Origin of the sequence: Dyella sp., from assembly GCF_035685805.1 — a bacterium.
Taxonomy (GTDB): domain Bacteria; phylum Pseudomonadota; class Gammaproteobacteria; order Xanthomonadales; family Rhodanobacteraceae; genus Dyella_A.
The window spans coordinates 34760-52827 of the sequence record NZ_DASSAB010000041.1; the positions used below are offsets into that span (position 1 = coordinate 34760).

The window sequence follows — 18068 nt, forward strand, 5'->3', positions numbered from 1 at the left end:
CTCGGTGTTCGGAATGGTTTAGCCGGAGGCGTCACGCGTCAGATATCTCCTACAGCGCCGTCAGGCGGATGCCGCTGGGAAGTCAGCCCACGACGAGGGCATGCTGCGCAAGTGAATGACGCCGCGCCGGCCGACGGGCGTCTCACGCAGCGCTGGCCGCACACCGGAAGTCGCGCCGCACCGCACCTGCAGATCGGTCTCGAGTCGGTAGCGTCCGCGAAAGGAGCTGCCGGCCTTCTTTTTGCGGAGCGGCGGCCATGCTCGAAGTGCGCAACGAACAGGACGATTTCACCGTGTACGACGCCGCCGATGGCGAGCCGGTGATGCGTTTTCCCACGCGTCGCGCTGCCGACTGCTTCATTGCGGAACTGGCCATTGCAGACATGCACGCCCAGCTGCAGCGCTGGTCGGCCGATCACGTCCCGGCCATCTGGTGACGTTCCATGTCCGAATCTTTCCTAGGGTCTGTCGCAGGATGAACGGCTAATCTGATGTTGCCCGGGGCGCGCGTCCGCATCCCTGTCGTGCCCGCCGCGCCCCGGGCACACTCCCTGATCAGGCTCCCGCGAGGGAGCTTTTTTTTGGTCGGTGGTCGCGCATGGGGATGCGTTCGAGGTGCTGAACCTGCCGCCGGGATCCCTGCCCGCGGCCCAAGCCATTCCTGACGATGCCGAGGCTGCTGTTGCCTACCCTGCGCCGCGTCGGCAAGCGCGGCACGCGCGATATCAGCGCTCTGCGAGAGGCAGCCATGGAGACACGTCGGAGGCCGCCACGGCGGGCGCGGGGCTGATGGCCGACAGCCGGGGCGGGAACACGACCGCGGCGCCAAGTGGCCAGGGCCATCTGCTAGCCTCGGCGCTTTCCCCGACTCCCCATCCGCATGCGCGCCGACGGCATCTCGTTTCATCACCCCCTGGCGTTCTGGGCGGGGTGCGCTTTGCTGGTCGCGGGCGTGCTGGCACACGTGCCGATGTTCCTGATGGGGGCGCCGATGCACTACCAGCTGGCCGGCATGCCGATGAGCCCGATCATGCTGGTCGGCATGGCGCTGATTCCGTTGGGCCTGGCACTGGCTGCCTACGGGCTGGCGCCGCGCGCCGAGCAGGTGCGCCAGACGCTGCACGGGTCGCGGGGACAGAGTTATTTCCATCTTGCCGACGGCGTGCCGCTCAATCGGGAGCACTGGACGCTGGTGCTGGTGCTGGTGGTGGCGCTGGCGGTCGATGTGATGAAGCCGGCCACGCTGGGCTTCGTGTTGCCCGGGATGACCCGGGAATACGCGATCAGCAAGGAGAGCGGTGCGTTCCTGGCGCTGGTGGCACTGACCGGCACCACGGTCGGTTCGGTGGTGTGGGGGCGGATCGGCGACGTCTTCGGGCGTCGCGCCGCGATCCTGCTGTCGGCCCTGATGTTCATGGGCACGGCAATTTGCGGCGCCATGCCCTCGTTCGGCTGGAACCTGGTGATGTGTTTCCTGATGGGCGCATCGGCCGGCGGCCTGCTGCCGATCGCCTTTACCCTGATGGCCGAGGCGATTCCCGCCGCCCACCGTGGCTGGCTGCTGGTGGCGCTGGGCGGCATCGGCACCTCGGCCGGCTATTTGCTCGCCGCCGGCGCTGCGGCATTGCTGGAGCCGTTGTTCAGCTGGCGCGTGCTGTGGCTGCTGGGCCTGCCCACCGGTGCGCTGATCGTGCTGCTGAACCGCTGGATTCCGGAGTCGCCACGCTTTCTCTCCAACGCGGGCATGGAGCAGGCAGCGCGCGCGGTGCTGCTGCGTTTCGCAGGCGCTCGTGCCCAGGCCATCGAGGCAGACGATGCGCGCCATCCGGGTGCCCCGGTGGTGGACGAGCAGCATCCGGTGGCCGGACTGCGCCAGTTGCTGCGCGGGCGCCACGCCGCGCTCAGCTGGGGCCTGGTGGTATGCGGCACGGCCTGGGGGCTGGTGAATTTCGGGTTCCTGCTGTGGCTGCCGGTGAACGTGGTGAAGCTGGGCGTGGACGCCGCGGGCGCGAACGCGTTGCTCGCGCGCTCGGCGGTGATCGCGCTGCCGGGCATCGGCGCCGTGGTGTGGCTGTATCAACGGTGGAGCAGCGTGCGCTCGCTGGTGCTGTTCATCACGCTGACCGCGGCGGCGCTGCTGGCTTTCGTGGTCCTGGCCGTGCTGGGCGTGCGCTCGTTCGCACTCACCACGGTGGCCACGGCGGCGCTGCTGGTAAGTGTGAGCGGCGTGATCGCGATGCTGATCCCGTACGCGGCGGAGATCTACCCGGTGCACCTGCGCGGCACCGGTGCAGGCGTGATTGCGGCCAGTTCCAAGTTTGGCGGCATCCTCGGCGCGGCGCTGGGCGTGCTCGGCTGCTTCGAGCACCTGGCCTGGGCGGGCGCACTTATCGCGCTGCCGATGCTGGCCGCCGCGATCATGCTGGCGCGCACCGGCATCGAAACCCGCGGGCTGACCCTGGAGGAAATCCAGACGGCCATGGCGGCGCCCCGCGGGCGCTGAGTCTTCCATCAAGCAACAACGGATCGCACATGAAAACCATCGGACTGCTGGGCGGCATGAGCTGGGAGTCGACCATCCCCTACTACCGTCTGATCAACGAGGCGGTGAAGCAGCGCCTCGGCGGGTTGCACTCGGCCAAGCTGCTGCTGCACAGCGTGGACTTCGCCGATATCGAGGTGTGCCAGCGCACCGGCGACTGGGCCGCGGCGGGTGCGCAGCTGGCGCAGGGCGCCCGGGGACTGCAGGCAGCCGGCGCCGACCTGCTGCTGATCGGTGCCAACACCATGCACAAGGTTGCGCCGGCCATCGAGGCGGCGGTGGACATTCCGCTGCTGCACGTAGCCGATGCCACCGCGCAGGCAATCCGCGCGGCCGGCGTCACCCGCGTGGGGCTGCTTGGCACGCGTTTCACGATGGAGCAGGCGTTCTATGTCGAGCGGCTCGCCTCGCACGGGCTGGATGTGCGGGTGCCGCCGCCGGCGGACCGCGACGAGGTGCATCGGGTCATCTATGCCGAGCTCTGCCTGGGTCGGATGGAAACGGCGTCGCGCGCGATGTTCCGCCGCGTGATGGCCGACCTCGTGGCGGACGGCGCGCAAGGCATCATCCTCGGCTGCACCGAGATCGGGTTGCTGGTGGAGGCTGCGGATTCGACCGTGCCCCAGTTCGACACCACGCGGCTGCACGCGCTGGCGGCGGTCGAGGCGGCGCTGGCCGGTTGAGCGCGCGTCGCGCTCGAGCGCCGGGCTACAGCTCGCCGGTGAGGAACTGGCCGCGGCCAAGGCCGAAGCTCCAGTCCTCGTCGGAGTTGGTCACGATGGACACCATCACGTCGCTCGCCTCGATGCCGCAACTTGTCTTCAGCTCGCGGCACAGCTCGGCGTAGAAGGTTTCCTTCATGGCGCGTGTGCGCGGCCTGCTGGTGACGGTGACCACCACCACGTGGCGGGTGCGCGGAATGTCCAGCCCGGTGTCCTGCACGATGAAGTGCTCCGGCGGATGCTCGTGCACGATCTGGTAGCGGTCGCGCTCGGGCACCTTGAACGCGGTGAGCATGGCGCGGTGGGCGGCGTCCAGCAGCGTGGTGATTTCGGCCTTGCTGCGGCCTTCCATTACGTCGAAACGCATCAGGGGCACCGGGGTTCTCCTTGGGAGCGGCATTGCATCATGCCTGCCCGCGCGTTCAGTCCGCGTGGCGCCGCGATCTGGTTCACCGACACGACCAAGTGTGCGCTTGAAGCCAGCGGTCGCCGCCGGCTTCACCTGGAGCGGGGCGCGGCAAGGGTCGTCAAGCATGCGACACCACATTAGGCTTGGTGCCTCGCCGCCGCCCGGAGTCTGCGCGATGTCCCCACGTTTTCCGCGTTACCTGCTCACTCGCCGGGCTGCCGCGGCGCTGCTGGCGCTGGGCACCTGCGGCCCGGCCATCGCCCAGCACGACACGCCGCGCGTCGAGGCAGGGGGCGGCCTGCTGGTGGGCAAGACGGCCAGCGTGGGCGGCGTGGTGGTGCAGGAGTTCCTGGGCATCCCCTATGCAGCCCCGCCGGTGGGCGCGCTGCGCTGGAAGCCGCCGCAGCCGGCCACCGGCTGGAGCGAGCCGCGCGACGCCCGCACGTTCGGCCCGCGCTGCATGCAACTGCCGCTGTTCGGCGACATGGTGTTCCGCTCGCGTGGCATGAGCGAAGACTGCCTCTACCTCAACGTGTGGGCGCCCGCGGCGCCGGCGGACGGCAAGCGCCCGGTGCTGGTGTACTTCTACGGCGGCGGGTTCCTGGCAGGCGATGGCTCGGAACCGCGCTACGACGGCGCCGCAATGGCCGCGAGCGGCCTGGTGACGGTTACCGTCAATTACCGCCTGGGCGTGTTCGGCTTTCTCGCCACACCGGCACTCATGGCGGAATCGCCGCAGCACGCCAGCGGCAACTACGGGTTGCTCGACCAGGTCGCCGCGCTGCGCTGGGTGCGCGACAACATCGCGCGCTTTGGCGGCGATCCCGGGCACATCACGATTGCCGGCGAATCGGCCGGCTCGATTTCGGTCAGCGCGCTGATGGCATCGCCGCTGAGCAAGCAGTTGATCGCCGGGGCGATCGGTGAAAGCGGCGCACTGATCACTCCGATTGCGCCGGCGCCACGCGCGGTCGCCGAGGCCACCGGCAGCGCCTTCATGGAAAAACTGCAGGTCGATTCGCTCGACGCCCTGCGCGCGATGCCGGCCCAGGCGCTGCTGCAGGCGACCGATCCGAAGTCGGAGCCCACGCTGCGCTTTGCACCGGATATCGACGGCTATTTCCTGCCCGACGCGCCGGAGCAGATCTACGCGCGCGGCGAGCAGGCGCAGGTGCCCCTGTTGCTGGGCGCCAACTCGCAGGAGGGTTTCTACACCGCGATCCTGCACGACCGTTCGCCCACCCCGGCCAACTACCGCGATGCCCTCGATACGCTGTTCGGCGACAAGGCGCGTGAGGCGCTGCGGCTCTACCCGGGAGCCACCGCGGCAGAAGTGAAGCGCTCGGCCACGGCGCTGGCGGGCGACCTGTTCATCGCCCACAGCACCTGGCGCTGGATGGCACTGCACCGCCAGACCAGCAACCAGCCGGTGTACTTCTACTACTACGCCCGCCCGCGCCCGCCCAAGCGTGATCCGGCCCCAGGCGAGCAGCCCGAGCCGGGGGCGGTGCACAGCGGGGAAATCGAGTACGCGATGGGCAACCTCGACGGCAACGCCGTGTACGCCTGGAGCGGAACCGACCGGGCGGTGTCGCGCACCCTGCAGGGTTACTTCGCGCAGTTCGTGCGCACCGGCGATCCGAACCAGGCCGGCCTGCCCGCCTGGCCCCCGGTGAGCGACTCGCACGGCGGCCTGCTGCGCCAGACCATCGACCAGAACACCCACACCGAGGTCGATCGCGGTGCGGCGAGGCAGGACTTCCTGCAGGCTTTTCTGCGCGATCACGCCAACCCGCTCTGACCGAAGTCGAGCCACAGCCAGCGGTGGTGATTGCGCGGGCTGTCACGTTGTACTCAGGCGTGGACGGGGACAATCCAGAAGTTATGCCCAAGGACGTTGCCTGTATGACTGCGCCTTTCCCGGATAACGAAGTGCAGCGCGTTGCCCGCTTGCGCACGCTCTCGGTGCTGGATACCGCGCCCGAGCCGCTGTTCGACGGGCTGGCCGAGGCCGCGGCGCTGGCGCTGGGCGCGCCGGTGGCGGCAGTGAATCTGGTGGACTCGCACCGCCAGTGGACCAAGGCCGGCGTGGGCGTGGAGCGCGTGGGGCTGGCGGTGGGCCGCGACCTGGCGCGCGAACAGGCGTTCTGCGGGCACACGATCCTCGGCGACGGCCTGCTGGAGATTGCCGATGCCCGCCGCGACGAACGTTTCTCGCGCAACCCGCTGGTGACGGCCGAGGATGGCATCCGCTTCTACATCGGCGCGCCCATCACGTTGAACGACGGTCTGTGCATGGGGGCGTTGTGTGTCATCGACGTCAAGCCGCGCATGCTCAGCGATGCGCAGCGCAGCGTGCTGGTGGCGCTGGCCAATGCGGCAGCGCAGGCACTGGAGCTGCGGCTGGAGTCGCTGCAGCGCGAAGCGCTGCTCGATCGGGCCGGGCGGCTGGCCAGTGTCGGCGGCTGGACCCTGGATCTGGCCACCAACCAGATCGTGTGGACGGATGAAACCTGCCGGCTGCATGAACTGTCGCCGCGCTACCGCCCCACGCTGGAGGAGGCGCTGAGCTTCTACCCGCCGGACGCCCGCGCGCGACTGACCGCGGCGGTGGAACGTGCCCGCCGCGAAGGCACGCCGTGGGATCTCGAATTGCCCATGAACACGGCCACAGGCCGTCGTATCTGGGTACGCGCGCTGGGCAGCGTGGATTTTGCCGACGGCCAGCCGCAGCGGCTGGTGGGGGCGATCCAGGACATCAGCATCCGCCGCCGCGTGGTCACGGCACTGGAAGCGAGCGAGCGGCGCTTCCGTCAGCTGTTCCAGTACAGCCTGGGCCTGATCTGCACGCATGATTACGAGGGCGTGCTGCTGTCGGTGAACCCGGCCGCCGCGCGCGCCCTGGGCTATTCCATCGGTGAGCTGCTGGGCCGCTCGCTGGCCGAGTTCATGCCGGCCGACCGGCAGGCGTCGTTCCGTCAGTACCTGCTGCGGATCATCACCTCCGGCACCGACACCGGGGTGCTGGAACTGACCGCCAAGGACGGCAGCCGGCGCATGTGGCAGTACCACAACATGCTCGACGACGAAGCCGACGAACCCTACGTGCTCGGACACGCGCAGGACATCACCGAGCGCTTCGAGCTCGAGCGCAAGCTGCGCGACTGGTCGGTGCACGACTCGCTCACCGGCTGCTTCAACCGGCGCTACCTGGAAGAGCTGGACAAGGATTCGTCCTCGCGCTGGGGCTGCATCACGGTCGACCTGGACCACTTCAAGCAGATCAACGACACCTATGGGCACCAGCGCGGCGACGAGGTGCTGCTGGACATGGCGCGGTTTCTCCGTCGCCAGGCGCAGGGCTCCGACGCCGTCGTGCGGCTGGGTGGCGACGAGTTCCTGCTGCTGCTGCGCGACGCCGATGCACAGGCCACCGAGGCACTGCGGGCGCGCCTGGAGGCGGCACGTGCGGACGCGCCGATCGCCTTCACCCTGGGCTGGGCCACGTTTGGCGGCGGCGTGTCGCTGGACGAAGGGCTGGCCGAAGCCGACCGGCGGCTTTACGCCCGCCGCGCCGCCGATCGCGGCGGCGCCGACCGTCGCGGCGGTTAGCGCTTCCCAGCGGGCCCCGCTCGCGCCACCATGCGGCTCCCCCGCTTCCCCGAGTGCCCCGCCATGCACGACTTTGACGATGAAGACGACTTCGACGCCGAGCCCGACGATTCGGTCGAGGCGCTGGTGTGGCAACTGCTGACGCTGATCAACCCTGGTGACGAGGAAACCGCGCTGCGCCAGTTCACCGCATGGCGCGAGGCCGACGAGGAAGCCGGCGGGGCCGACGCGCCGGTGGAGCTGGTCACCCGCGTGATCGACTGGAGTTCCGGGTTCCAGGTCGACGACCCGCGGGCGCTGGTGCAGGCGCTGGATGAACTGGTGACGCGCTGGAACCTGGACATCGACTGGGACGGCGACCCGGACGACGACGAGTTCTTCGACGATCGCGACATACCCTCGCTGCTGGGCACCGCCTACGACCGGCTGGCCGAGCACGGCTACACCGTGTGGATCTACGAAACCGACCACGACGGCTATGCCGGATGGATCACCCTCAGCCGCGACGCCGAGCCGATGCGCGAGCTGGCCACCGCGCTGGGCATCAATCTGCGCCCGGGCAGCGACGCCACCTGAGGGCCGCGGCCGGTCAGGCCGGGTCGGCCTCGTCGTCGAAGCCGGTATAGCCCTCCGGGAACACCGGCGTGCCGTCCGGCTCCAGCGCAAGCAGGTCGGCCAGTGCCCGCGCCGCGGCCGCCTCGGCTGGCGCACGCTCGCGGAAGCTGCGGTTTTCGCAGATGGCGAAGTACACCGGAAAGCCGCCCGCGCGCGGCGTGACGGCGAGCCAGGCGGTATAGCGCGAGCCCTCGAGCGACGCGCCGGAGCGGGCGTGGAAGGCGTCGAAGCTGCGCTCGGCCATGGCGTGGTGACTCTGCAAACGGGGCGCAAAGTGTAGCGCGACCGCCGCGTGGTCAGCGGCCATGGGCCGGCGATGCCCGGCTCGACCGCCGCCCGGCATCGTGCGGCACGGCGGGCGATGCGCGCGATGGCCGCGGCGGCTAAAGTCGGGCATCTCCGACCACCTGGATGCTCCGATGCCCGACCATGTCGCACCCGTCCGCCGCCTTGCCGCCCGCGTCGTCCGTCCGCTGTGCACGGCGCTGTTGCTCGGTCTTGCCGTCACCGCCGCCGGTGCGCAGGAAGCGCCAGCCGCCGCGGCCGGCCTCACCGCCGTGAAGGCTGCACACTGGATCGACACCGAATCCGGCCGCGCCCGCGGCCCGGTGGTGGTGGTGATCAAGGACGAGCGCATCACCGAGGTGCACGACGGCGGCGACGTGCCCGCCGGGGCGACGGTGATCGACCTGGGCGACGCCACCTTGCTGCCCGGCCTGATCGACGTGCACGTGCACCTGACCTCCGACCCCACCACCAGCACCGGCAACTACTACCGCGACGCGTTGACCCAGAGCGCGATGGACGAGGCGGTGCTGGCGCCGATGCTGGCCAAGCGCACGCTCGACGCCGGTTTCACCACGGTGCGCAACGTCGGCGCGCCGGCGTATATCGACGTGGCGCTGCGGGACGCGATCGACCGCGGCCAGATTCCCGGCCCGCGCATGCTGGTGGCCACCGTACCGATCGGTTCCACCGGCGGTCACGCCGACGACAGCACCGGCTTCTCGCCCGACGTGAGCTTTGCCGGCCCCACCGGCGTGGCCGATGGCGTCGACGCGGTGCGTGCGCGGGTGCGCGAGAACGTCAAGCGCGGCGCCGACGTGATCAAGTTCATGGCCAGCGCCGGCGTGCTCAGCAACGAGGCCTCGGTGGGCGCGCCGCAATACACCCAGGCGGAGATGGATGCGATCGTCGACGAGGCGCACCGCTGGGGCAAGAAGGTGGCCGCCCATGCGCATGGCGCCGAGGCGATCGCCATGGCGATCCGCGCCGGCGTGGACTCGGTCGAACACTGCAGCTTCATCGACGCCGAAGGCCTGAAGCTGGCCAAGGCGCGCGGCACCTACCTCGACTTCGACGTCTACAACGACGACTACATCCTGGCCGAATACGCCAAGCTCGGCACGCCGCCGGCGCAGATTGCCAAGGAAAAACTCGTTGGCCGGGTGCAGCGCGAGAACTTCCGCAAGGCGGTGCAGGCGAACGAGAAGATGGCCTTCGCCACCGATGCCGGGGTGTATCCGCACGGCTGGAACGGCAAGCAGTTCGCCAAGATGGTGCAGTGGGGCATGACCCCGATGCAGGCGATCCAGTCGGCCACCTGGAACGCCGCCGACCTGCTCGGCTGGCGCGACCGAGTGGGTGCGATCAAGCCCGGCCTGTACGCCGACATGGTGGCGGTGAAGGGCGATCCGCTGAAGGACGTCAGCGTGCTCGAGCACGTGGATTTCGTGATGAAGGGCGGGCGGGTCGACCGGTCGGATCTGGCCGGCCGCTGAGCCACGCGCGCGGGCAGCCGGCCGACGCCGATGCTGCCCGCCCCGGGCCGCCCCGGGCCGCCCCGGGCCGCGCCGCCGCTTCGCCCGGTGCCTCAGCTACGGCTTTCGAGTGCGCTCCAGTCCACCGTCGGCAGCGCCTCGAACCCCGGTCGCGCAAACAGGAAACCCTGGAACAGGCCGATGCCCATGCCGCGCAACAGGGTGAATTCGGCGACCGTCTCCACGCCCTCGGCGATCACCTCGATGTTCAGGGCGCGACAGACGCCGAGGATGCCCTGCACGATGGCCTGGCGCACTGGGTCGCGGTCCACCGCACGCACCAGTGCCATGTCGAGCTTGATGATGTCCGGCTGGAACTCGGCCAGCAGGTTCAGCCCCGAAAAGCCCGCGCCGAAGTCGTCGATGGCGGTCTTGAAGCCCTGCCGCTTGTACTCGCGGATGATGCTTTTCAGGTGCTCCTTGTCCACCAGCTCCTCGTTCTCGGTGATCTCGAAGATCAGCTGGCGGGTGGGAAAATTGAACCGCCGCGCCGCCTCCAGCGTGGCGCGGATGCAGGTGGCCGCCTGGTACACCGCGTTGGGCAGGAAGTTGATGCTGACATAGCAGTCGATACCCAGCCGCGCGGCCAGTTCCACCGCCTTCACGCGGCAGGACTGGTCGAACACGTAGCGGTTGTTCTCGTTGATCTGGCTGAGGATGCTCGCCGCTCCGGCACCGTCGATACCGCGCACCAGCGCCTCGTAGGCGAACACGCGGCGCTCGCGCACGTCCACGATCGGCTGGAAGGCCATGGTGAAAGCGAACGGGAGCGCTTCGCGGTCGGTGCAGGCGTTGCAGGGCGGCGGAGCGGGGGAGTCGGGATTCATCGGCTTGCAGACAGCGCGCGTGGCGGGAAAAGAAAAAAGCAGGCAGTCCCGGCAGCATACGGACGCCGCGCGTTCGCTACAAAGGGTATCGATCACCGCGCGCTCGCCGTAGCATCGGCAGCCTCCGCCATGGCCCCGGAGGGCGCATGAAATTCCTGGTGATGATCTACAGCGACGATCAACTGCTCGGCGAACTGCCGCCGGGCCAGTTCGACCACATGATGCGCGGTTGCCTGGAGCATGCCGACGAGCTGCAGGCCGAGGGTTCACTGATCGCCTCGCAACAGCTCGAGCATCCGGCTACGGCGCGCTCGGTGCGGGTGCGCGACGGCAAGACCACGGTGTTCGACGGGCCGTTCGCCGAAACCAAGGAATACCTGGCCGGCTTCAACCTGATCGAGGCGGCGGACATGGACGAGGCGGTGCGCATCGCGCAGAGCTTCCCCTGGTCGCGCACCGGCTGCATCGAGGTGCGTCCGATCCGCGACATGGATGCGGTGCGCGTGCGCGTCGGCGCGCAGGCAGGTGCCGCTCGTGCCGGTGTCGCGGCGACTGGTTGAGCTCTCCGCCGGCAGCTGCCGGGCGAAGCAAAAAAAGGCCGCGTCGAGCGAACGACGCGGCCAAGAGGTGTTGAACCGACCACTGCCATGGACGGAGCCGGTGTCGGAGGGGGTCCGATTCGGCCCGCGCATCATGGCCAGGCGGCGTCTCAGGTGTCGGGACAGGCGTTCACGGCGTGCGTGCGGCGGGTGGGTTCCAGCGCAGCACTGCCAGCACCGGGAAATGATCCGACGGATACAGCGCGCCCTCGTGCGTGGTGATCGTGTCGGTCCGCTGCGCGGTAAAGCCGCGGGTGAGGATCCAGTCGATGCGCCGGTCCGGCGTGCCGGTGAAGTTGTGAAAGGTGGCGTCCGGACCGGCGCGTTCACGCGCCGCGGCGCGCGCGTCGACCAGCACGCGGCTCAGCAGCGCATGGGCGTCGCTGGCGGGCGTGGTGTTGAAGTCGCCGGTGAGCACTACCGGCACGTTCTCCGGCAGGGTTCGCAGTCGGGCCAGTATCTCGTTCGCCCCGCGGGTGCGCGCTGCCTCGTCCTCGTCGCGGTAGGGCAGGTGGGTGTTGAAGAAGTAGAAGCGGCGGCCATCCGCCCGCCGCTCGAACAGTGCCCACGTGACCATGCGCGGAAACGGGTGGCCCCAGCTGATGCTGCCGGGTACGTCGGGCGTGTCGGACAGCCAGAAGTTGCCCGATTCAATCACCGCCAGCCGGTCGCTGCGATAGAACACGCCCATGTGCTCGTCGCCGTCGCCGCCGCGGCGGCCGTCACCGAACCAGCGATAGCCCGGCAGCTTCGCCACCACGTAGTCGCCCTGTTCCTTGTGCAGTTCCTGGGTGCCGAACACGTCGGGGTCGGCCTCGCGCACGGTACGCACGAACAGGTCGCGGCGGTGCTCCCACACATTGACGCCGTCGCCGGCCGCCGGCAGGCGCACGTTGAACGTCATCACGCGCAGGTCCGGCGGGGGCCGTGGCGCGCCGGCGGTAGCGCAGGCGGCCAGCAGGGAAAGCAGCAGGGCGGCCAGCGGCCAGCGGATCAGGCGGCTCATCACACGGACACTCCGGAGGCGGGCGATCGACGCTAGCACAGCCGGTCAGGGCGCCAGCGTGGAGCCCTCGACCAGCGCGATGTCGTCACGCCGCAACGCCTCGCGGGTGGGTGCATCGCCGGCGGGCGTCACCGGACGGGTCAGGTCCCACAGCACGTGCGTGCGGAAACCCAGCCGCTGGGCGTCCTGGGCGCTCCACATGACGCAGACGTCGCGCGCCAGGCCGCACAGATAAACCGTATCCAGCCCGCGCTCGCGCAACCAGCCGGCCAGCCCGGTACGTGGCCGGGTGCCGGTGGGACCGTGGTTTTCCTGGAACGCGCTGTACGAGTCCACCTGCGGATCGCTGCCTTTGCGAATCACCACATCCACCGCCGACCAGTCCACGCCCGGGTGCAGCTGCGCGCCGGCACTGCCCTGCACGCAGTGGTCCGGCCACAGCGTTTGCGGGTGCCCGTACAGCTCGATCTCGCCGAACGGCGCCTGGTCGGGGTAGCCGCTGGCGAAGGAGACGTGGCCCGGCGGGTGCCAGTCCTGCGTCGCCACCACGTGGCGGAAGCGGCCCGCGCGCAGCAGTGCGTCGATGCCCGGCACGATCGCGTCGCCGTCGTGGCAGGCCAGGGCGCCGCCGGGCATGAAGTCCGGCTGCAGGTCGATCACGATGAGCGCGGCGCGGGAGAGGTCGAGGTTCGGCATGAGCGGGTCGGGAGATGCGGGACGCCGATGATGCCGCGGCGCCCGCACCGGGGCGAGTGGCTTGCGCGCCCGGCGCGGGACAGTTGGATTCTGCGAGAATCGCCGCCTTGTCCGCATCCGCGGTGGTGACGAAAGCCCACCGGCCGGTGCCGCTGCGGGACTGTTCAGCGACCTTGCGAGGATCCCCATGATCACGATGATCGGCTTCGACGGCGACGACACGCTCTGGCACAGCGAGGGCTACTACCAGGAGGCCAACGCCGCGTTCGCGGGCATCGTGGGCCGGTATGTGGACCTGGAAGACCGCCGGGTGCACGAGGACATGCTCGGCACCGAGCGGCGCAACCTCGCGCTGTTCGGCTACGGCGCCAAGGGCATGACGCTGTCGATGGTCGAGACCGCCATCGCCGTGACCGGGGCACGCATCAGCGCAGCCGACATCCACCGCGTGATCGAGATCGGCAAGGGCGTGCTGCAGCATCCGGTGGAGCTGCTGCCGGGCATCCGCGCGGCGGTCGAGGCGGTGGCTGCCGAGCATGCGCTGGTGCTGATCACCAAGGGCGACCTGTTCCACCAGGAGAAGAAGGTGGCGCAGTCGGGACTGGCCGACCTGTTCCGCCGCATCGAAATCGTCTCGGAAAAGGACATCGGCACGTACCGGCGCCTGTTCGACGAATTCGCCGTCGCGCCGATGCAGTTCCTGATGGTGGGCAACTCGCTGCGTTCGGACATCGAGCCGGTGGTGCGGCTGGGCGGCTGGGGCGTGCACGTGCCGTACCACGTCACCTGGAGCCACGAGCTGGAGCACGGGCTTAAGGAAGACCACGCGCGCGTGGCGCTCGCCGCCAGCGCACAGGCGATCCCCGCCGCGGTGGCCGCGCTGCGCGAGCGCGCCGGCTGAACGCATGCGGCGCGCGGTTCAGCAGCGTGACGCAGGCGAACGCGAGTGCACACATAGATGAAAGCGGCGCTGGCGCGTAATTCACGGCCGTTGGGAGGCCGACCGCGCAACCTGTGCTCAGCGAATATCCCCGTTCGCCCGACGCTTGCCCGAGCGTCGCCTACTGCCCAGGAGTTCGTTCCCATGAGCAACAGCACCGACCACGACGTCAAGGTCCTCAACAGCCTGATCGAAACCACCATCGACAGCGCCGAGGGTTACGAGGAGGCGGCCAAGGACGCCGACAACACCCGCTTCGCCACCACCTTCGCCAGCCGCGCCCAGGAGCGCGCCCAGGTCACCAACCAGCTGCAGAAGCAGGTGCGCATGCTCGGCGCCAAGCCGGACGACGACGGCACCGTACTGGCCCGCGCCCACCGCATGTTCGTCAACCTGCGCAATTCGCTGAGCTCCGGCGATACCGCGGTGGTCGACGAAGTCGAACGCGGCGAGGACCACATCAAGGCCAAGTTCGAAGACGCGCTCAAGGACGACGACCTGAGCCCGCCGACCCGCTCGGTGATCATGCAGGCTTACGTGTCGGTCAAGACCGGCCACGATCAGATGCGCGACCTCAAGCACGCCCTGCACCAGAACCACTGAGCACCATCGGCGCCAGTCGCCCGTGATGCACGCGCACGGCCCCGCATGGCGGGGCCGTGTTCGTTCGGACGGCGCGGGTGGCGTGTACAGTGCGCGGCGTGACCGTTTCCGCCGTGCCGACACCCATGCCCCCTGCCGCCAGCCGCGCCGTGCCGCGCATCGTGCTGGACACCAACGTGTGCCTGGACCTGTTCCTGTTCCACGACCGCCACTGCGACGCGCTGGCCGCGGCACTTGATCGCGGCCTGGTGCGCGCGGTGACGGACGAGCCCTGCCGCAACGAGTGGCTGCGCGTACTGGAATACCCGAGCGTGCCGGTGCGACCGGACCAGCGTGCCGGCCTGCGCGCGCGGTTCGATGAGGTGGTGGAAACGCTGGTCGGCCTGCCGGCGGCGGACACGCTGGCGCCGCTGCCGCGCTGCCGCGATCCTGACGACCAGAAGTTCATGGAGCTGGCACTGGCCTGCGGCGCGCCGTGGCTGCTAAGCAAGGACCGGCACCTGTACAAGCTCAACCGCCGCACCCGCAAGGCGGGCTTGTTCGAGATACTGCAGCCGCCACAGTGGACGGCCGCGCTGCTCGCAGGCGCCGTCGATGCACAACGGGCCGCCGCGGAGTGAGTTCCTGCGCTGCCGCGTTCCACGGAGTCGCATGGCCTGAGCCGGCCACGTCGGTGTGATTCAATCGCTGCCTGGCCCGAACTGCGAGATGCCCATGCTGGACGCCGTCATGATCCATTGCCCCTACTGCGGCGAGCCGATCGAGATCCTGATCGAGCCGGCCGAGGACAGCCAAAGCTACGTCGAAGACTGCCAGGTGTGCTGTCGGCCGATCCAGGTCGCGGTGCAGGTCGACCCGGACGGCAGCGTCAGCGTCAGCGCGGGGTCGCAGGATGACGCCTGAGCATCCGGCCGTCGTCGCGCTCCTGCCCGCGGAGTCGCGCCGTGCCGTATGACCAGTCGTGGATGGGTTACGGCTTCGTCGGCGGGTTGCAGGCGGGGGCCATCGCCGCGCTTGCCGGGGCGGTGTTCTACGCGTTGTTTCACGCGATCGGTCGGCGCTATCGCTGGAGCGATGCGCGCACCATCGGCTGGTCCTACCTGCTGGCGCTGATCCTCAGCGGCGGTGCCGACCTCGGCAACCTGTTCTACTTCAACTTCGCCCGCCTGCAGTCGCTGCAGCTGCTGCGCGCCAAGCTGGCGCAGGTACACGATCCGGACAACCTCGGTACACGAGCGTTCTGCGAGCTGGTGGGCGTGGCGGTGGGCGTGCTGGCGGCCTGGTGGCTGGCCGATCGCTTGCGTCGTCGGCGCGGGCGCACTCCCGGCGCCTGAGCGCGCTTCAATATCCGCTGGCGGCCGCCCCCAGGGCGGTTGCCCGCCAGGGCGGTCACGATGCGCCCCGTGCCAGCCTCCGACCCTGTCCTCTGTGCCCTCACTCCCCGGAGCCATCATGAAAGCCGTCGCCTATCGCCAGTCACTGCCCATCACCGACGAGCAGAGCCTCGTGGATGTGATCCTGCCCGATCCGTCCGCACCCACCGGGCGCGATCTGCTGGTGCGCGTCCATGCGGTATCGGTCAATCCGGTCGACACCAAGATCCGCCAGAACGCCGATCCCGCCGGCTCCGACAAGGTGCTGGGCTGGGACGCAGCCGGCACGGTGGTCGCGGCCGGTCCGGAGGCGAGCCTGTTCAAGCCGGGTGACGAGGTGTTCTACGCCGGCGCCATCGATCGACCCGGCAGCAACGCGCAGCTGCAGCGGGTGGACGAGCGCATCGTGGGACGCAAGCCGGCGTGCCTGGACTTCGCGCAGGCTGCGGCCCTGCCGCTTACCTCCATTACCGCCTGGGAGCTGCTGTTCGACCGGCTGGCCGTGGCACGCGGGGTGCAGCACGGCACGCTGCTGGTGGTCGGTGCCGCCGGCGGCGTCGGCTCCATGGCGGTGCAGCTGGCCCGCAAGTTGACCGGCCTGACCGTCATCGGCACCGCCTCGCGGCCGCAGACGCAGGCGTGGGTGCGCGAGCTGGGCGCGCATCACGTGGTCGACCATCGACACGATCTGGTGGCGGCAGTGCGCGCCGTGGCGCCGGACGGCATCGACTACGTCATGAGCCTCACGCACACCGAGCAGCACTACGACGCGCTGGTCGAGCTGCTCAATCCGCAGGGCCGGCTGGGCCTGATCGACGATCCGGCCACGCCGCTGGATATCCGCGCAATGAAGCGCAAGAGCATCTCCCTGCACTGGGAGTTCATGTACACCCGCTCGTTGTTCCACACGCACGACATGCTCGCCCAGCACCGCATCCTCGACGAGGTGGCCGACCTGGTCGATGCCGGCGCCCTGCGCCATACCCAGCGCGAGCACCTGGGACCGATCAACGCGGCGAACCTGCGCCGTGCCCATGCCCAGCTGGAAAGCGGCAGCACCATCGGCAAGCTGGTGCTCGAAGGTTTCTGAGGCATTCGCCGCGCGTTGCAACCTTCGCGCGCGCGGCGGCATCTCAGGGCTACGTGGTGCCCTGCGGCACTGCAGGAGGAGCCGTCGATGATCACCTTTACTGCTGTGGCGCTGGTCTGCGGCGCCGTGTGGCTGGCCGCTGCCCTGGTCGGCTTCGTGTTCAAGCTGGCGTTTGCCGTGCTTGGTGGCCTGTTCGGGCTGCTGGCGGGCGCCGTCGGCCTGTTGCTGGGAGCGCTGGTGCTGGTGATCGTGTTGCCGCTGGCGGCGCTTGCACTAGTGCCGGCACTGGTGCCGGCGCTGCTGCTCGGGGCGCTGGCGTGGCTGGTGGTGCGGGCCACGCGATCCGGCCCAGGCTGCCCGCTGATCCGCTGGCGGCCGGCATGCGGCCGGCCGCCAGCCCCTTCGTCAGCTGCCGCGCAACTGGAACGTCACCGGCACGCGCGCCCACGCCTTGACGGCGCGACCGCCGACCACCGCCGGCTGGAACATCCAGCCCTCGAGCACCTGCGAGCGGGCGCTGCGATCAAGCAGTGGATAGCCGCTGCTCTGCTCCACCACCACGTCCACCGGCTGGCCCCGCTCGTCGACCAGCACCCGCAGCAGCACGGTGCCTTCCATGCGCTGGCGCAGCGCCAGCGGCGGAAAGCGCAGCGGTGCACGACGGTAGCCGAGGCTGGCCTCGATCGGCGCAGCGACGGCCGCAGGTGCCCGGGGCGGCGCCAGCGTCGGCGTGGTTACCGGCGGCGCAGCAACGTTTCCTTCATCGATGACAGTTACCGCCGGCGACGTCACCGGCGCGGGCTTGCCCCGGGTCACCGGGGTCGGCGCCGGCGTGGCCGGCAACGGCTTGATCTCCAGCATCGGTGGCGCGGGTGGCGGTGGTGGCTCTTTGGGAATCAGCCGCAGCGTCGGCACGGGCGTGGGCAGTGACAGGGTCATCAGGCGTGGCGCCAGTGGGCGCAGGGCTGCGAGCAGGATCATCAGGTTGAGGGCCATCGCCACGCTCAATGCGGCGATCCGCACGTGGTCGGGATGGGGGCGACGAGCAACAGCCAGGGACGGGGACGACATGGGCGACCTCCTGACGAGCGATGGGCGGGTTGTGGCGCCGCCGCGCTGCCGTGGCAGTGGGGATCGCGGGAGGCGCGCCTGCAGCCTATGCCGGAAGTCATGGGTGGCGCAAGCGGACGTCTGGACGTCTATTTGTTGCTACT

General features: G+C 69.6%; 20 protein-coding genes. 14 read left to right on the forward strand and 6 right to left on the reverse strand.

All coding sequences use genetic code 11. The features are described 5' to 3' along the window. The first annotated feature begins 257 nt into the window (after positions 1-257). From VFG40_RS11845 to VFG40_RS11855, 3 genes are all read left to right on the forward strand, one after another. Positions 258-437, forward strand: coding sequence for a hypothetical protein (locus tag VFG40_RS11845; RefSeq protein WP_324897666.1), 180 nt, complete (start codon positions 258-260; stop codon positions 435-437). Between the two features lie 443 nt (positions 438-880). Next, positions 881-2503, forward strand: coding sequence for an MFS transporter (locus tag VFG40_RS11850; protein WP_324897668.1), 1623 nt, complete (start codon positions 881-883; stop codon positions 2501-2503). 29 nt (positions 2504-2532) lie between these two features. Further along, positions 2533-3225, forward strand: a complete 693-nt coding sequence (locus VFG40_RS11855) for an aspartate/glutamate racemase family protein (protein ID WP_324897670.1) — start codon at positions 2533-2535, stop codon at positions 3223-3225. A gap of 25 nt (positions 3226-3250) precedes the next feature. On the opposite strand, the gene VFG40_RS11860 is transcribed toward VFG40_RS11855, so the two are convergent. Next, a complete protein-coding gene (locus VFG40_RS11860) occupies positions 3251-3631 on the reverse strand; it encodes a tautomerase family protein (protein ID WP_324897799.1) in 381 nt (126 codons plus the stop codon). A gap of 217 nt (positions 3632-3848) precedes the next feature. Here VFG40_RS11860 and VFG40_RS11865 point away from each other — a divergent pair, with 217 nt between their 5' ends. The 3 genes from VFG40_RS11865 to VFG40_RS11875 all read left to right on the forward strand — a co-directional run bounded on the left by VFG40_RS11865 (position 3849) and on the right by VFG40_RS11875 (position 7861). Then, a complete protein-coding gene (locus VFG40_RS11865; RefSeq protein ID WP_324897672.1) occupies positions 3849-5474 on the forward strand; it encodes a carboxylesterase/lipase family protein in 1626 nt (541 codons plus the stop codon). 104 nt (positions 5475-5578) lie between these two features. Then, positions 5579-7285, forward strand: a complete 1707-nt coding sequence (locus VFG40_RS11870) for a sensor domain-containing diguanylate cyclase (RefSeq protein WP_324897674.1) — start codon at positions 5579-5581, stop codon at positions 7283-7285. A 63-nt stretch (positions 7286-7348) separates the two neighbouring features. Next, on the forward strand, positions 7349-7861 hold the full coding sequence (locus tag VFG40_RS11875) for a DUF6630 family protein (RefSeq protein ID WP_324897676.1): 513 nt from the start codon (positions 7349-7351) through the stop codon (positions 7859-7861). A 13-nt stretch (positions 7862-7874) separates the two neighbouring features. On the opposite strand, the gene VFG40_RS11880 is transcribed toward VFG40_RS11875, so the two are convergent. After that, positions 7875-8144: a hypothetical protein gene (locus VFG40_RS11880; protein ID WP_324897678.1), complete on the reverse strand. Its 270-nt coding sequence runs from the start codon at positions 8142-8144 to the stop codon at positions 7875-7877. 175 nt (positions 8145-8319) lie between these two features. On the opposite strand from VFG40_RS11880, the gene VFG40_RS11885 reads away from it, so the two are divergent. Continuing rightward, the gene (locus VFG40_RS11885; RefSeq protein ID WP_324897680.1) at positions 8320-9681 is read left to right on the forward strand and encodes a Xaa-Pro dipeptidase; all 1362 of its coding nucleotides are present in this window, start codon (positions 8320-8322) and stop codon (positions 9679-9681) included. A gap of 92 nt (positions 9682-9773) precedes the next feature. Here the strand turns inward: VFG40_RS11885 and VFG40_RS11890 are convergent, their stop codons facing one another. Then, positions 9774-10547, reverse strand: a complete 774-nt coding sequence (locus VFG40_RS11890) for an EAL domain-containing protein (RefSeq protein WP_324897683.1) — start codon at positions 10545-10547, stop codon at positions 9774-9776. A gap of 146 nt (positions 10548-10693) precedes the next feature. Between VFG40_RS11890 and VFG40_RS11895 the strand changes: the two genes are divergently transcribed. After that, positions 10694-11107 (forward strand): YciI family protein, encoded by a 414-nt coding sequence (locus VFG40_RS11895; protein WP_324897685.1) that lies wholly within the window; start codon positions 10694-10696, stop codon positions 11105-11107. A 169-nt stretch (positions 11108-11276) separates the two neighbouring features. Here VFG40_RS11895 and VFG40_RS11900 read toward each other — a convergent pair whose 3' ends face one another. Further along, a complete protein-coding gene (locus tag VFG40_RS11900) occupies positions 11277-12152 on the reverse strand; it encodes an endonuclease/exonuclease/phosphatase family protein (protein ID WP_324897687.1) in 876 nt (291 codons plus the stop codon). A gap of 45 nt (positions 12153-12197) precedes the next feature. Continuing rightward, the gene (pncA, locus tag VFG40_RS11905) at positions 12198-12848 is read right to left on the reverse strand and encodes a bifunctional nicotinamidase/pyrazinamidase (protein ID WP_324897689.1); all 651 of its coding nucleotides are present in this window, start codon (positions 12846-12848) and stop codon (positions 12198-12200) included. Positions 12849-13035: 187 nt separating this feature from the next. Between pncA and VFG40_RS11910 the strand changes: the two genes are divergently transcribed. From VFG40_RS11910 to VFG40_RS11935, 6 genes are all read left to right on the forward strand, one after another. Beyond that, the gene (locus VFG40_RS11910; protein ID WP_324897691.1) at positions 13036-13749 is read left to right on the forward strand and encodes an HAD family hydrolase; all 714 of its coding nucleotides are present in this window, start codon (positions 13036-13038) and stop codon (positions 13747-13749) included. Between the two features lie 183 nt (positions 13750-13932). Further along, positions 13933-14391 (forward strand): PA2169 family four-helix-bundle protein, encoded by a 459-nt coding sequence (locus VFG40_RS11915; protein ID WP_324897693.1) that lies wholly within the window; start codon positions 13933-13935, stop codon positions 14389-14391. Between the two features lie 98 nt (positions 14392-14489). Next, a complete protein-coding gene (locus tag VFG40_RS11920) occupies positions 14490-15011 on the forward strand; it encodes a PIN domain-containing protein (RefSeq protein WP_324897695.1) in 522 nt (173 codons plus the stop codon). Positions 15012-15105: 94 nt separating this feature from the next. Further along, complete coding sequence (locus VFG40_RS11925) at positions 15106-15294, forward strand: CPXCG motif-containing cysteine-rich protein (protein WP_324897697.1); 189 nt, start codon at positions 15106-15108, stop codon at positions 15292-15294. A gap of 41 nt (positions 15295-15335) precedes the next feature. Further along, positions 15336-15725, forward strand: coding sequence for a hypothetical protein (locus VFG40_RS11930; protein ID WP_324897699.1), 390 nt, complete (start codon positions 15336-15338; stop codon positions 15723-15725). Positions 15726-15843: 118 nt separating this feature from the next. Further along, on the forward strand, positions 15844-16854 hold the full coding sequence (locus tag VFG40_RS11935; RefSeq protein ID WP_324897701.1) for a zinc-binding alcohol dehydrogenase family protein: 1011 nt from the start codon (positions 15844-15846) through the stop codon (positions 16852-16854). A gap of 405 nt (positions 16855-17259) precedes the next feature. Here VFG40_RS11935 and VFG40_RS11940 read toward each other — a convergent pair whose 3' ends face one another. After that, complete coding sequence (locus VFG40_RS11940; protein ID WP_324897703.1) at positions 17260-17925, reverse strand: energy transducer TonB; 666 nt, start codon at positions 17923-17925, stop codon at positions 17260-17262. Between the last annotated feature and the right edge of the window lie 143 nt (positions 17926-18068).